11 protein-coding genes are annotated in these 14,660 nt (G+C 70.5%); 4 read left to right on the top strand and 7 right to left on the bottom strand.

The window, feature by feature from the left end; translation table 11 throughout:
* Positions 1-66 precede the first annotated feature (66 nt).
* Together JWP54_RS12675 and JWP54_RS12670 are read right to left on the bottom strand one after the other, a co-directional pair.
* Positions 67-5,106: a DUF4011 domain-containing protein gene (locus JWP54_RS12675; protein ID WP_297372629.1), complete on the bottom strand. Its 5,040-nt coding sequence runs from the start codon at positions 5,104-5,106 to the stop codon at positions 67-69.
* Positions 5,107-5,136: 30 nt separating this feature from the next.
* Positions 5,137-5,565 (bottom strand): hypothetical protein, encoded by a 429-nt coding sequence (locus tag JWP54_RS12670; protein ID WP_297372627.1) that lies wholly within the window; start codon positions 5,563-5,565, stop codon positions 5,137-5,139.
* A gap of 273 nt (positions 5,566-5,838) precedes the next feature.
* Between JWP54_RS12670 and rpsO the strand changes: the two genes are divergently transcribed.
* Complete coding sequence (gene rpsO, locus JWP54_RS12665) at positions 5,839-6,108, top strand: 30S ribosomal protein S15 (RefSeq protein WP_066594293.1); 270 nt, start codon at positions 5,839-5,841, stop codon at positions 6,106-6,108.
* Between the two features lie 100 nt (positions 6,109-6,208).
* On the opposite strand, the gene JWP54_RS12660 is transcribed toward rpsO, so the two are convergent.
* Complete coding sequence (locus JWP54_RS12660; RefSeq protein ID WP_297372623.1) at positions 6,209-6,472, bottom strand: hypothetical protein; 264 nt, start codon at positions 6,470-6,472, stop codon at positions 6,209-6,211.
* 394 nt (positions 6,473-6,866) lie between these two features.
* Here JWP54_RS12660 and JWP54_RS12655 point away from each other — a divergent pair, with 394 nt between their 5' ends.
* Entirely contained in the window at positions 6,867-7,667 is an 801-nt protein-coding gene (locus JWP54_RS12655) for a fructosamine kinase family protein (RefSeq protein ID WP_297372622.1), read from the top strand.
* 166 nt (positions 7,668-7,833) lie between these two features.
* On the opposite strand, the gene JWP54_RS12650 is transcribed toward JWP54_RS12655, so the two are convergent.
* From JWP54_RS12650 to JWP54_RS12635, 4 genes are all read right to left on the bottom strand, one after another.
* A complete protein-coding gene (locus JWP54_RS12650; protein ID WP_297372619.1) occupies positions 7,834-8,388 on the bottom strand; it encodes a type 1 glutamine amidotransferase domain-containing protein in 555 nt (184 codons plus the stop codon).
* 180 nt (positions 8,389-8,568) lie between these two features.
* Entirely contained in the window at positions 8,569-9,330 is a 762-nt protein-coding gene (locus tag JWP54_RS12645; protein WP_297372617.1) for an SDR family NAD(P)-dependent oxidoreductase, read from the bottom strand.
* A 112-nt stretch (positions 9,331-9,442) separates the two neighbouring features.
* A complete protein-coding gene (locus JWP54_RS12640) occupies positions 9,443-11,512 on the bottom strand; it encodes a histidine kinase (RefSeq protein WP_297372616.1) in 2,070 nt (689 codons plus the stop codon).
* 34 nt (positions 11,513-11,546) lie between these two features.
* On the bottom strand, positions 11,547-12,239 hold the full coding sequence (locus JWP54_RS12635) for a response regulator transcription factor (protein ID WP_297372614.1): 693 nt from the start codon (positions 12,237-12,239) through the stop codon (positions 11,547-11,549).
* Positions 12,240-12,422: 183 nt separating this feature from the next.
* Between JWP54_RS12635 and JWP54_RS12630 the strand changes: the two genes are divergently transcribed.
* Both JWP54_RS12630 and JWP54_RS12625 read left to right on the top strand, forming a co-directional pair.
* Positions 12,423-12,827: a hypothetical protein gene (locus JWP54_RS12630; RefSeq protein ID WP_297372612.1), complete on the top strand. Its 405-nt coding sequence runs from the start codon at positions 12,423-12,425 to the stop codon at positions 12,825-12,827.
* Between the two features lie 129 nt (positions 12,828-12,956).
* Complete coding sequence (locus JWP54_RS12625) at positions 12,957-14,495, top strand: amino acid permease (RefSeq protein ID WP_297372610.1); 1,539 nt, start codon at positions 12,957-12,959, stop codon at positions 14,493-14,495.
* Positions 14,496-14,660: the final 165 nt, after the last annotated feature.

Below are 14,660 nucleotides of genomic sequence, written 5' to 3'. Positions count from 1 at the left end.
CCGTGGCACAGGGTGTGTCCCGTAACGCGGGTTGTGTCTCCGCTGCGCACGGCCCGCCGCGGGCAGTCACACCAGCGCGGCGGACTCCCTCGCCTGGCGGGCGGCGTCGAGGGCGTCGAGCTGCTCGGCGAGGCGGTCGAGCACCGCATCGCGCTCGCCCAGCCACTCCGGCATCCAGACCCGCTCGACCGCGGGCCAGCCCATCAGCCGGGAGAGCACCTCGACGGGCAGTCCGTCGCGATCCGAGACGGTACGGCGAGCGGCCCAGGTCGGGCCATCGAGCAGCACGGCCATCACCGGATGCTCGGGCGACCCGGTCGTGGCGACGCTGAGGTCGACCCGGAAGTCGGACAGTCCCACATCCGTCTGCACCGCGAAGCCACGCTCGCGCAGTCCCTCGGCAATCTCCTCCCGGTGCCGGTCCAGCGCGGCCGACTGCCGCAGCGGGCTGGCAAGCCCGTCCGAGCCGCCGGCGGCGAGGTCGAGGTAGGCGCGCAGGTCCTTCACCCCGGCGGAGATGGTCTCCTCGGCGCGCAGGTCCTGCGGATCGAAGCTGCTGAAGACGATCACCTGGCGCCTGGCCCGGGTGATGGCCACGTTGAGGCGGCGCTCGCCGCCGGGCAGGTTGAGCGGTCCGAAGTTCAGCGGCAGCCGGCCGGATGCATCCGCACTGAACGCCGTGGAGAACAGGATGGTGTCGCGTTCGTCACCCTGCACGTTCTCGAGGTTCTTCACGAACAGGCCGTCGCGCTCGCTCTCGAGAGCGTGCATGATGCGGTCGTCCCCGCTGTCGCGAAGGCTCCCCTCGATGAGGGCGCGCTGCTGAACGTTGAACGTGATCACACCGATGGACGGGACGCCGTCGGGGTCGGCGGCGAACCGGGCGACGATCTCGGCCACGATGGCCTTCGCCTCGACCGGGTTGGTGCGCAGGTTCTTGCCCGTGCCGCTGCGGAGGAACTCGCCGTCGACCCGGCGGAGGCTCACGCCGTAGCCCGCGGAATCGCCGGGCGCCTCCGTGCCGCCGCCGTGGTGCGGCGCCGGGAACGAGGAAAGCCGGTCGCGGTAGTAGGCCCGGTTGCTGAACGCGATGAGCGATTCATCCTGGCTGCGGTAGTGCCACGACAACCACTTGCTGGGCACCTGCGCCTGCACGCACTCGGACAGGATCGACTCCTCGTCGCGCACGAACTCGAGGGTGTCGCCGTCTTCCTCGCCGGAGCCGATGGCGGCTTCGGCGAAGGAGGTGGGCGGCATCTGCTTGCTGTCGCCGACGACCACCACCGAGCGCGCCCGTCCCATCGCGCCGACGGCGTCGGACACCCGCACCTGGGATGCTTCGTCGAAGACGACGATGTCGAACAGGTCGGCCCGGGCGGGGAAGATCCGGGCGACGGATTCCGGGCTCATCAGCATGCACGGCATGATGTCGGTGATCAGGTCGCCGAACTCGTGCATCAGCTCGCGCACCCCCATGCCGCCGCGCTGGCGGTCGAGCTGGCGCCCGAGCAGGCCGAGCCGGGCGGCGGTGTTCGCTGCCGCTGCACTGTCCGCTGTCGCGGCACCCGTATCGCTGGCGGTCGCGGTAGCTCCGTCGGCGGCGGAACGGACGGCGCCGATGGTGCGCCGGCGCAGCACGCTGTATGGGATGAAGGTGGGCAGGTGCCGGCGGACCGCGCCGGACGCGGTGGTGAAGCGGGTGATCGACCGGTTCTGGGCGGCCGCGTCGAACTGGCCGAGTGCGGTCGCCCGGCCGCGCTCGGTGACGGATGCGGTGGCGAGCCCCTTCTCGAGCGCCAGGCCGGCGTCGTCGGCGTCCACCTCGCCGCGGAGCACCGCGGTGTGTGCGGCCGTGAGCCCGAGCCGGGTCAGCGGCTCCAGGTGCTCGAGCAGGGCCACCCACTTGGTGAGCGTGGGCAGGCCCGGCGCCTGGGCGTCCCGCTCCTCGGCGCCGCGCGTCCACACGGCCACGAGGCCGCCGTCAGCGGCCCAGCCGGCCACGGCGGCCGGCCCGGCGCCGGTGGCGGTCAGCACGGCCTGCAGCGCGAGCATCGCCCGGTCCAGCGCGGCGGACAGGACGACATCCGGCTCCGGTGTGTCCTCGAGGTAGTCGCGGAGGGCGGCCACGAAGTCGGCGCCCAGCTCGGGGTGGCCGGGGGCGACGACGCCGCCGGCCCAACGCAGCCAGGCCACCCGGGCGGCGAGTTCGTCGGGCCCGGTCTGCTCGGCGCTGTTCGACTGAGCGGCGCCTTCCAGCGGGTTCCAGTCGTCGGCGATGCTCACACCGGCCACGGCGCGCACCGCCCGGCGCAGGCTGGTCAGCTGCGCCTGGCTGTCGGCGAGCTGGCCGGTGACGGTGGACAGGGAGCCCAGGGGCAGCTTCGCGCCGGGCCGTAGTTCGGCGGTGAGGCGCGCGAGCACGGCCTTGCGGCGGCCGCGGCGGCCGAAATAGCCCGCCGCATCCGCTGCCTGGGCATCCCGGTGCAGGGCCGCGGCGTCAAGCCCCAGCGCGCCGGGTGCGAGCAGGGTCAGCGCCGGGTGCTCCGCCTGCACGAAGGCGCCGGCCGCCTGTTCGGCGGCGGCAGCGGCCGCCATCCAGGCGGGAGTGCGGGTGCCGTCGAGGGTGGCCAGGGCAACGCGGTCCGTGCCGGCGAGGCTGCTCAGGGTCACGAACTCGCTGGGGCTGGCGGCCGTGGCCACGACGGCGGCGGCGGGTCCGGTCGCGTCGGCGGACAGGAGCCCAGCGAGGGCTTCGTCGAGGGCGGCGGCGGCCCGGGCCACCGCGGCCAGGTCCAGCGGCGCGGGCGGCGGAGCGGTCACGAACGCCCACGGATGCTGCGGCCGCGGCCGCACCGGATCGGTCACGTCAGGCAGGTCCCGCAGCAGCCGGCGCAGCTCGGTGAGCTCGTCGGCCGTGATGCGCGCCGGCAGGTCGGCGGGCAGGGGCAGCGCCCGCACGTCGTCGTCGGCGGTGAGGACGGCGGTGCGGGCGGAGTAGAACGACAGGCCGGCGCTGTTCTGCTCGTGCAGCCGGTCGGTATATCTGGCCAGGCTGCGCCGGGCGGTGCCGAGCACGTCGAGGTCGTTTTTCAGGCCCTGGCCGTCCACGCTCACATTGTGCTCGAGGGCCTGGCGGATCTGCGCGCGCACGGCCGCCGGCTTGCTGGCCTTGTCGTGCAGGTCGAGCGCGAACGGGCCCATGCCCACCTCGTTCAGCCGGGCCTGCACCACCTGCAGGGCGGCGCGCTTCTCGGCCACGAAGAGCACCTTCTTGCCCTCGTAGACCGCTCGGGTGAGCAGGTTCGTGATGGTCTGCGACTTGCCGGTGCCTGGCGGGCCCTCGAGCACGAAGGTGCGTTCGGCGACGGCCTCGGCCACCGCAGCGAGCTGCGAGGAGTCACCGGGCACCGGGCATTCGGCGCCGAGGGCGTCCAGGTCGACCGTATCGGGCAGCGGCACCGGGTCGACGAACGGCTGGGTGGGGGTGTGTACGAGGTGGTTGACCAGTGAGTTCTCGGCCAGGCTCGCCCAGTTCTCGTCGAGGTCCTTCCAGAGCCGGAACTTCGCGAACTGCAGGATCGACAGGTCGAGGGTCTCCTCGACGCGGTAGGGCAGGCCGGCGGCCAGCAGCGCCTCGCGGGTGGCGCGGAACGCGGCGGCCAGGTCGATTCCGGTGGCGTCGTCGGCGGGGCTGGCCAGCCCGGGGATGCTCAGGCCGTGCTGCTGGCGCAGCTTCTCGAGCAGGCAGTAGTTGGGGGTGGAGGCGCCGGCCTCGTCCAACCGCACCCGGTAGTCGCCGCCGCGGCCGGCCGGTTCGAGCACCACGGGCACGAGGACGAGGGGACTGCGCAGTTGCCGGTCGTTGGAGGTCCAGACCAGCGACCCGAACGCCAGGTAGAGGTTGTTGGCGCCGGTCTCCTGCACCACGGTGCGCGCCTTGTAGGCCAGCGCCCGCAGCTTCGTGGCGTAGGCGGCGTCGGTCACATCGGCGTACACGGCGTGTTTGTCGGCGAGCACGGCCGCGAGCTGGTCGACCGGCAGGTCCCGGCCGAAGCGGATGCCGCGCTCGCGGTCGGTCGTGGACATCCGGTCGGCGGGCAGCAGGGTCAGCCCGGTGCCGCCGTTGACGAGGTCCTCGACGCCGGCCAGGTGTTGGTCGGGCACGGTGAGCGCGAGGGCACCGCGCGCGGTGAAGTTGATCAGCCGGTTGCGCAGGCTCAGGTCGAGGAGCGCGTTCTTCCACTGTGTTATCCGGGGCGGCGTGATGCGGGGCGGCGTGGCCGGGCCGGTGGTGCCGGTGGTCGGCGCGAGGGTGGTCGCCGAATCGTGAGACGTCGCGGCGGCAGTGGCCTCCGTCGAACCGGCGGCAGGTGCGGCCGTTCCGACGGCGGCCGCGTCGGCGGGCCGATACTCGGTGACGATCACGGTGCCGTCGCCGGCCACGGTGCGCGCCGGCAGCGGCAGGATGTGCGTGCGCCGCGCCTGCACGACGTCGACCACGCCGATCACGGTGCCGAGGTCGGTCAGCCACTCCAGGTAGGGGGAGCGCTGCGCCTGCGCGAACGTGAGCGGGCTGCCGGCGGTGCGATCGGTGACCTGCGTGGTCTCCACGAGCCGGATCAGGTCGAGGTCGATGAGGTTGATCACCTCGGCGACATCGGTGAGTGCGGGCGCCCCGAGGGTCTCCTCCTCGCGCCAGTAGCCGAGGAACGCGTGTCCGGCGACGACCCAGAGCAAGGGGTGCAGCCCGGCCTGCTCAAGGGCGGCGGCCATCACGACCACGGTGTCGAGGCAGGTGCCCACGCCGCCGGAAGCGCCGGCCCCGGCGGTGGGCCCGGTGCCGAGCACCTCGCCGGGCGTGCGCACCTTCTGGCCGTCGTCGGCCCAGCTGGCCGGCGGGGTGGCGTAGCGGATGCCGCGGGCCCGGATGGCGCCGAAGATCGCCTCGACCACCTGGTCGACGCGTTCCGGGCCGGACTGGTAGCCGGGCATCGTCGCCGACCCGGTGCGGGCCTCGAGCAGCTCGGCGGCCTCGCCGAGCAGGGTGGCGACCTCGGGGTGGTTCGGCAGCACGTGCGCGGAGAGCATCTCCAGGGCCAGTTCCACCGGCTGGGCGACCCACTGCTGGGCGGCGAGCTACAGGATCGGCTCGCCGGCCTCGGCGGCGGTGACGCCCGCGACGAGCAGGCTGGCCCGGATTGCGGCGGGGCGCTGTTCCTCGATGAGCAGCATGGCGGCGGGGTCGACGGTGAGGGAGACATCCGTGAAGGTCGCGGTGCGTTCCGCTGCCAGGTCCACGAGCAGATCGCGGGCGGTGCCGAGGGTGGCGCCGTTGCTGACGACCTCGAGTCGGAGCACGGCTTCCCGCACGGCGGGCCCGCGGTTGTCGACCCCGACCCGGCCGACCACGTTGATGCGGTTGTGCGCGAGGGCGTAGCTGAGCACGGGCGTGGCCGTGAGCGAGAGGCTGATCGTGCCGGGTTCCGGCGTGGCCGGAGCGGCGTCCGGAGCGGCGACCGGGGCGGTCGGCTCCGGTGCGGTCGAGTCCGGGGTGATCGATTCCATCGGGATACTCCTTGTATCGTACGCGGTGCCGGTGATGCTGGCGTCCCCACGCGGGGGACTAGTCAATCATCGACGAGTGCGCGGCCGCTGTGCGCATCCTCCGGCATCCCGGGCGGTGTGTCCGGGGCTTCGAAGACAGGGGGACCGCCACCATCCGCCGGGTCCGGCCCAACTCTGCTAAGATCTTGAGGTTGCCGTTCAACGGCCGCGGATAAAGAGAGCTCAGGCATTCTGCCCCGAGCACCGCGCAGTGAGAGAAAGGGGATCCCATCTATGGCACTCGAAGCTAATGCTAAGAAGGCGATCATCGAAAAGTACGCTACCCACCCAGGCGACACGGGTTCCCCCGAAGTCCAGATTGCAATGCTCACGCAGCGCATTCTCGACCTCACGGAGCACCTCAAAGAGCACAAGCACGACCACCACTCGCGTCGTGGCCTGCTCCTCCTGGTTGGTCAGCGTCGCCGCTTGCTCGGCTACCTGTCCGACGTGGACATCAACCGTTACCGCTCGCTCATCGAGCGTCTCGGCCTGCGCCGCTAGGTAGTAGCCGAATGGTTCGCTGATAACGCGATCTTCTTCGAAACGGGCCGTCACCTTTCAGGTGGGGGCCCGTTTTGTGCGCCCGGATGCGGCTGACCGGTCAGGCGGGGTCGGCCGGGAGGTCCAGCGGCCGGGTGTAGTACCCCCAGGGGAAGGTCGTTTCCCGCACCAACCGCCACCCCTCGGCCTCGAGGTGCCGTCGGGCCGAGCTGCCCGGCGTCCACGGCAGCCTGCGGTGCTCCCACGGCCGGTCGGATGACTCCAGCACGTGGTACATCGTGCCGTAGTCCACGACGTGCCAGCCGCGGCGGCCCTCGATGGCCAGCAGGGCCATCTCATCGAACGCCGTGACCGGGCTCAGCACCTTACGGCGCGGATGCTCCGATTCGCCGGACGGCGCCGCAGGAGGCTGGCTCGCCGAGGAGAATCGTTGTTGCGCGGCCTGGCGGCTGACCCCGAGCAGGCCGCCGATGGCGTCCCAGCTGTGCCCGGCGGCGCGGGCGCCGTTGATCGAGTCCCGCAGCAGTCGACTGGTTTCCTCCGCCGCTGTCCGGCTGGCACTGACCAGGCGGACGTATGCATCCGGGTCGACCTCGAGGTCGGCGCGGAGGCCGGCTGGAAAGCACCCTCAAAAGGAAAAAGTGACTGGAAAAGGATGGGATTGGACATCCGATCCTTATTTGCGAACTTTGTCCTTCTTGAAAGGCCCGTCCGGGTGGCAGGTAGCGCCGGAGCGCGCAAACGGCAAGAGTGGAGGGATGAACCAGTTCGCCGGCGACCCCCGGGGCTTCGACAAGCGCCGCAGTGGCGCACCGTCCGGTTTCTTCGAGGCCGAAGCCGCCGGTCTGGCCTGGCTGGCGGTGCCCGGGGGAGTGCGCACAGCACAGGTGCTCGATCTGGAGCCCGGCCATATCGTGCTTGAGAGCGTCGACGAGGTCCCGCCCACTCCGGCCGCCGCCCGGGCCTTCGGTGCCGAGCTGTCGGTCACCCACTCCGCCGGTGCCGCCGCGTTCGGCGCGCCACCCGACAACTGGAGCGGCCCGTTGTTCATCGGCAATCGCAGTCTTCCGGCCGCGTTCGAACCCAGCTGGGGAGCCTTCTACGCGCGGTACCGGGTGCTGCCCTACCTGGACATCGCCCTCGACGTCGGCGGCATCACGGCCCGGCAAGCCGAGGCCGTACACGCGGGCTGCGCCCGGATCGGGGCCGGTGACTTCGACGACGGCGCCCCGCCCGCCCGGGTGCACGGCGACCTCTGGACCGGCAACGTGCTCTGGTCGGCGGACGGGGTCGTCCTCATCGACCCTGCCGCGCACGGTGGCCATCGGGAGACGGACCTGGCGATGCTGGCCCTGTTCGGCTGCCCGTTCCTGGATGAGATCCTCGCCGGCTACGAGTCGGCGGCGCCACTGCGCCCGGGCTGGCGGGCGCGGACGCCGTTGTACCAGCTGCATCCGCTCGCCGTGCATGCCGCCGGCCACGGTACCGCCTACGGCCGGGCGCTCGAGCAGGCCGCTGAAGCGGTCCTCCAACTGCCCGCGACCGCCCGCCCGGACTAGCCGCGGGACCAGCCCGGCCGCTGACTTGCCGCGAATTTCCCCTTGGACGCGCCTGAAGGGGTCATTTGGCGCGAGTCACGGGACGCGCCTCCATCGAGTTGCGAAGAAACGCCCCTTGAGCGCCGGTGACGGGGAACTTGCGGCAACTCGCGGCTCGACCGGATGGCTACGTCGTCTGGCCGGCGTGCGCGCCTTCGCTGATCTCTTCGATCACCTTGGCGTTGAACGCGGGCAGGTCATCCGGGGTGCGGCTGGAGACCAGGCCGGCATCCACCACGACCTCCTCGTCGACCCAGGTCGCGCCCGCGTTCCGCAGGTCGGTTTTCAGGCTCGGATAGGAGGTCAGGGTGCGCCCATCGACCACGCCAGCCTCGATCAGGATCCAGGCGGCGTGGCAGATGGCCGATACCGGCTTGTGCGCCTCGAAGAAGGCCCGGGTGAACGCGACGGCGTTCTCATTGGTGCGGAGGTGGTCGGCGTTCACGACGCCGCCGGGTAGCACGAGGGCGTCGAAGTCGGCGGCCTTCGCGTCGGCGACGGCCAGGTCCACATACTGCGAATGGCCCTTCTTTCCCGTGACGCTCTCGGCGGCCGGGGAGACGAGAACGGCCGTGGCGCCGGCATCCGTCACGGCCTGCCAGGGGCTCGACAGCTCGCTGTCCTCGTAACCGTCGGTGAGCAGGAAGGCGATGCGCTTGCCGGAAAGTTCGGTGGTCGTCATGGTGTTCTCCTCATTCTGCGTCGAGACAACGGAGTCGATCCGGAGTCGGGTGTCGATCCAACGAAAGTCGGGGAGGCCGACCGGCCTCCCCGACACACCATAGCCACGACCGCAGGGCCGCCCGTCGATACTCACGAAATCGTGAGGGTTCACCCAGCCGACGTTCGGCCGGCAGCGGTGTCAGCGGGCGAGGTAGCCGCCGTCGACCGGGAGGGTGTGGCCGGTGATCCAGGTGGCCTCGTTCGACGCGAGGAACAGTACAGCGTCGGCGACGTCATCCGGGGTGGGCATGCCGGGGATCGGGTTGAAGTTCTCCATGAGCTCGTGCATGGCCTTGGGGTCCTCGGCACTGTCGATGAAGTGTTCCACCAGCGGGTTACGCACCGCGGTCGGGGCCACGGCGTTGATGCGGATGTTGTCCTTGGCGTACTCGACGGCGGCCGACTTGGTGAGGTTCACCAGGCCGCCCTTGGTGAAGGAGTAGGGGGAGATGTGCTCCTGCGCCGCCAGGCCAACGGTGGACGCCGTGCTGACCACGTTGCCGCCGCCGGAGGCGAGGAGCGCCGCGATGCCGTACTTGAGCACGAAGAATGCGCCGTCGCCGTTGACGCGGGAAACGAGGTCCCAGTTCGTCAGGTCCATCTCGTGCAGGCGCTGCTGCTTGCCGTCGATGCCGGCGTTGTTGAAGATCACGTTGACCTTGCCGAGCTTCTCCATCGCGGTCTGGAAGGCGGCCTCGACCTGCTCGGGCCTGGACACGTCGACCGTGATGGCGATCGCGCCGGCGAACTTCGCTGCGGCAGTCTCGGCGGCCTCGGTGTTGAGGTCGGCGATGGCGATCGTGGCGCCCTCGGCGGCGAACCGGCGGGCCGCGGCCAGCCCGAGCCCCGAGGCTCCTCCGGTGATGAAGACGACCTGGTCCTGGAATCCGTTGGAGTTCAAGCGCACACTTTCTTCGATGGCGTGTCCGGCTGGGACACGCGCAAGAGAACGTGCAGAGCACCCGGTCGCACTCCCCGTTCGGGGGTTCTTGCTGTTCTCTCAGAGGATTCGTTCAAGCCGGCGGAGGCATAGGAATTTCCAGCCGCACCCGCCAGCCGCTCGGTGCCGGTCCGCCGGTGGCCGATCCACCGAGTTCCTCCGCGCGTTCGGCCATCGACCGCAAGCCCACCCCGGCATCGCCCGGCGTCGAGGTCCCGCCGTTGCCGGCGATGCCGTTGCCGGCGATGCCGTTGTCGGTCACGGTGAGGGCCAGCGTCTCGTCTGAGGCGCTCACGGTGATCACGCACCGGGTGGCCTCAGAGTGCCGCAGCACATTCGACACCGCCTCCATGGCGATCCGGAAGGCGGCCAGTTCCACGGCCGGGGTGAGCGGGGGCAAGGCCTCGGCGCGCACGACGAACTCGATGGTGCGCTCGCCGACGATCACCGGTTGCCGGGTGCGCTGGCGCAGGGCATCGACGAGGCCGAGTTCGTCCAATTCGATGGGGCGTAGCCCGTAGACCACCCGGCGCACGTCCTTGAGGGCCTGCCGCACGGTTTCGCGCACGGTGCGCAGTAACTGTTCCGCCGTGTCCGGGTCGGTGCGCAGGATGTTCGAGGTCGCGTCGGCCTGCAGCGCGGCACTGGTGAGCAGGGGTCCCAAACCGTCGTGCAGTTCGCGCTGCAGCAGCACCCGCTCCTCTTCCCGCGCCTCCACCACGGCGGTGCGAGCGGCCTGCACCTGCTCGGTGAGGCCGACCGCATGCAGGGCAACGGCGAGGGGCGCGGCGATGAGGGCGATCGCTCGGCGGTCGTCCTCGTGCAGGACCCGCTCCCCTCGCCGCAGCCCGACCAGGAGTCGGCCGACGACCCGGTCGCGGTAGGTCAACGGCACCTCGGTGTGCGGCCCGCCCGGCCTCCCGTCGGTGCCGGCCGGTCGGGTGTTCCCCTCGGCCGGCGGCATACCCGACTCGTAGATCCGGTCGCCCAGCGCCGGGACCAGGGCCAGGTACGGCATCCGCAAGGCCAGCCGGGCATGCTCGATGACGTCGCCGAGGTCGCCGGTGGAGCGCAGGCCCTCGCCCAGGCACACCATGGTGGCCGTCGGATCGGCCCTCGTGCCGTAGAAGGCCCGGTCGATCAGCCGCCGAAGGTAGAGGCGCAGCGGGTTGAAGCCCAGCGCCACCACGATGGCGGCCCCGATCGCCACCGTGCGCCCGAAGGCGGCCGGCACCACGAGCGAGAGACCGGCGACGAGTCCTGCGTAGACCGCCACGAGCGTCGACACGGCCAGCACGTACAACAGGGTGCGGGAGAGCACCAGGCGGATGTCGAGCAGCCCGTGTCGCACGATGGCGATCGCGATGGACAGGGGGATGAGCACCGAGGTGAGCAGGAACAGGATCGGCCCGTTGCCCGTGACGAAGCGCTGGCCATTGACCACGCCCAGGATCACGATGGCGAGAATGACCCACAGCAGTTGCATCCGGGTCTGCTCGTCGCCGCGTCGGTAGCGGAGCACCAGGGACACGATGCAGGCCACGAACACGCCGGAGGCGACGATACCGCCGGCGGCCTCGACGATCGTCGGCAGGACCAGACCGACGGAGAGGATCGACGTCTGGGCACGGGGCGGACCGGACGGGTCCCGGGAGACCACGCCGGTGGTCATCTGGAACAGCATGGACAGCACTATCAGCCAGGCCAGCGGGCGCCAGCGCGGCGAGGGCAGCCGGCCGTCGGGGAACAACAACAAGGCCAGCGGGAAGAGCCCGGCGATCCCCACCTGCCAGGCCACGATGTAGACGCTCGCCAGCATTCGGCTGCCGACCTCCGGCCAGCCCGACTCGATGCCGTAGAACATGACCACGCCGGCCGCGGCGGTGACCAGATGCCCGACCGCGCCGGCCAGGAAGATCCAGCCGACCCCGTTCGTCGGCCGGGACCAGGCGATCAAACCGCCGGACACCCCGAAAGCGAGGCCGAAGACCACGTTGGTGACGGTGTAGCTGTCGACCAGGTCGGTCCAGTCGGCGTCGAGGGCCAGCGCCGCTACGGCGACGGTGGCCAGCAGCAGGACCCCACACCGATCAGCCCGAGTAGCAGTGCCCGGGCTGCCCGGGGGCGCCGCAGCGCGGACCACCCCGCGAGCATCCGGCCGCGCCCGATCACGGCGCTCACCGCCGTCCGAGGCCGGCTTCGCGGGCGAGGACGATGGCCTCGCTGCGAGTGGCCACGCCCAGCTTCAGGAAGATGGACGAGATGTGGTTGCCCACGGTCTTCGGCGCGAGTGAGAGCCGGCGGGCGATCGCGTCGTTGCCGAGCCCGGAGGCGATGAGGTCGAGCACCTGACCCTCGCGGTGACTCAGGGCGGGCAGCGCCGGCGCAGGGGCTGTCGCGCTGCGCAGGACACGGTCGGCGACGGTGGCACTGAAGATCACGTCGCCCGCCGCGACCGCGCGGATGGCCCGTTCGATCTCGTCCTGCTCCGCGCCCTTCAGCAGATAGCCACGCGCGCCCGCGGCGAGCGCCTCGCTGATCAGCTGGTCCTCGTCGAACATGGTGAGCACCAGCACGGCGACGTCGGGGTGGTCGCGGGCGAGCAGCCTGGTCGTCTCCACGCCATCCACTCCAGGCATCCGGAGGTCCATGACCACGACATCCGGCCGGGCCACCGCCGCCTCGCGCAGCACCTCACGGCCGTTCCCCGCCTGCCCGACCACCACCACGCCGGGCAGGGTCGACAGCAGCGACATCAGACCCCGCCGGATCATCGGATGGTCGTCAGCGAGTAACACGCGGATGGGCTTCGCCTGCGGGTGAGCGCCCTCGTCTGCCCCCGCCGCCGCACCGGCCTCTGTGTGCATCATGCAGCGAGTATGACCGGCTTGGGGTACCGGCGAGTGGGGGCAGGCCCCTATCCGTACCGGTCAATTCTTCCCGGTTCGTCCGGCGCGGAGGCGGGCAGGCCCTGTGGGTCCAACGCTCGTCGCAGGAGAGAGTCGGTGGTAACCGATCGGCATCCGGCGGATGCCCCAACAGGAAGGATGATCATGAACGCGAACACTTTGGACACCCAGGCCCCCGGGGCCACCGGAACCACCACGAAGGTGGGCCTGGTCCTGGCCGCGCTGCTGGGCCTGGCCGATATCGCCGGGGGCATCAGCCAACTCGCCTCCGACGCCCTCCTGCCGGTCGTGGTGGCGGCGACGGCGATCGGGCTCGGCGCGATCACCGTGGTTCTGGTGCCGTTCGCCTGGCGCGGAGCGGGGTGGCCCAGCTGGACGATCATCGCCACCCGGGCCCTGTCGACGCTGACCGCGCTGCCGGCCTTCTTCGTGCCGGGGGTGCCGGCGGCGGCCGTGATCGCAGCGACGGTGGGCATCGCGCTCGCCGTGCTCGCGATCGTGCTGATCCTGATGCGCGGTCGTACGCCGGTGCCGGCCGGGGTACGGTGACCCTCGGCCACCATCGAAAGTCTCTGCCGGGCCCTGCACCGCGAGGGGGAGTCCGGTAGGGACTTTTGGTCTGCCGCTGGGGAACGGGTCGCCCTAAACTTGAGCTTTAGACGGAACGGAACCCTCCTCATGAGTCTCTGGCGTACGAAGAGCATCGAGTCATCGATAGCGGATTCCCTGGAAAAGGGGCACAGCCTCAAACGCACCCTGGGCACCTGGGACCTGATGGTCATGGGAGTCGCCGTCGCCGTCGGTGCCGGCATTTTCTCCGTGGGCGCCAAGGCGGCCGGCAGCTATGCCGGACCATCCGTCACGCTCGCTTTCGTGCTCGCCGCGATCACCTGCGCCCTGGCCATCATGTGCTACGCCGAATTCGCCTCCGCGGTGCCCGTTGCCGGTTCCGCGTACACCTTTACCTACGCCACCCTCGGCGAGATGCTCGCCTGGATCATCGGCTGGGACCTGATCCTCGAGATGCTCACCGCCGCGGCCGTGATCGCCAAGTACTGGGGCATCTACCTCAGCAACGTCTTCGCACTCTGGAATTGGGACATCCCGTCGACCCTCGACGTGGCCGGACTCCAGGTGAGTTGGGGCGCCTTCGTGATCGTCGCCATCTTCACGACCCTGCTCGTGCTGGGCACCCAGTTGTCCGCCCGGGTGGCCAGTGTGTTCACCATCATCAAGGTGGCGATCGTGCTCTTCGTCATCGTGGTCGGCGCCTTCTTCATCACTCCGGCCAACTACACGCCGTTCATCCCCGAGTCCGTGCCCACCACGGATGGCGTCGGCAGCGACGTGTGGACCCAGTCGCTGTTCTCGTTCATGACCGGTGCCGCGCCCGCGCAGTACGGCATCTTCGGCCTGCTCGCCGGCGCCTCCCTGGTGTTCTTCGCGTTCATCGGCTTCGACGTGGTCGCCACCAGCGCCGAAGAGGTCAAGAACCCGCAGAAGACCCTGCCGCGCGGCATCTTCGCCGGCCTGGCCATCGTCACCGTGCTCTACGTCGGTGTGAGCCTGGTCCTCACCGGCATGGTGCCGTACACCGTGCTCGCCGACGACCCCAACGCGTCGCTCGCCACCGCCTTCGTGGCCGTCGGCGCCGGCTGGGCCGCCCAGGTCATCTCCATCGGCATCCTGGCGGGCCTCACCACGGTGATCATGGTCCTGCTGCTCGGTCTGTCGCGGGTGCTCTTCGCCATGAGCCGCGACGGCCTGCTGCCGCGCTGGCTCAGCGTCACCTCGGAGAAGCGGCGCACGCCGGTGCGCATCCAGATCATCACCGGTGCCGCCGTGGCCCTGATCGCCGGGCTGACCGACGTTGGTGTGCTCGAAGAGATGATCAACATCGGCACGCTGTCCGCGTTCGTGCTCGTGAGCATCGCCGTCGTGGTGCTGCGCCAGAAGCGGCCCGATCTGAAGCGCTCCTTCCAGGTGCCGTGGTCGCCGTTCCTGCCGATCCTCTCGGCTGTGCTGTGCTTCTGGCTGATGCTCAACCTCACGACCCTCACCTGGGCGCGATTCGCGGTCTGGCTGCTGCTCGGCTTCATCGTCTACTTCGCCTATGGCCGCCGCCACTCGCTGGTGGGTATCGACGCCAAGCGCATAGTCGACGCCACCGAACGGGAAGAGCTCGAAGCTGAGAAGCGGGCGCTCGAGGGCGAGTAGCCCCCGACTGTTCCCGCTGCGGACAATTGCGTCCGGCGCACGGAAGTTGTCAACCTGTCTGAGACAGCAGGCGGGTGTTGATTCCGGTTTTTAGTGGGTGTTGTGGTGCGGTCGGGCGCCGTCTGAAGCGTTCGGGGTGCTCGGCCCAGTACTGGTCGAGACGGT

It is taken from the genome of Cryobacterium sp. (assembly GCF_025463825.1).
GTDB lineage: Bacteria > Actinomycetota > Actinomycetes > Actinomycetales > Microbacteriaceae > Cryobacterium.
This window is presented reverse-complemented; position numbering and strand designations above follow the sequence as displayed.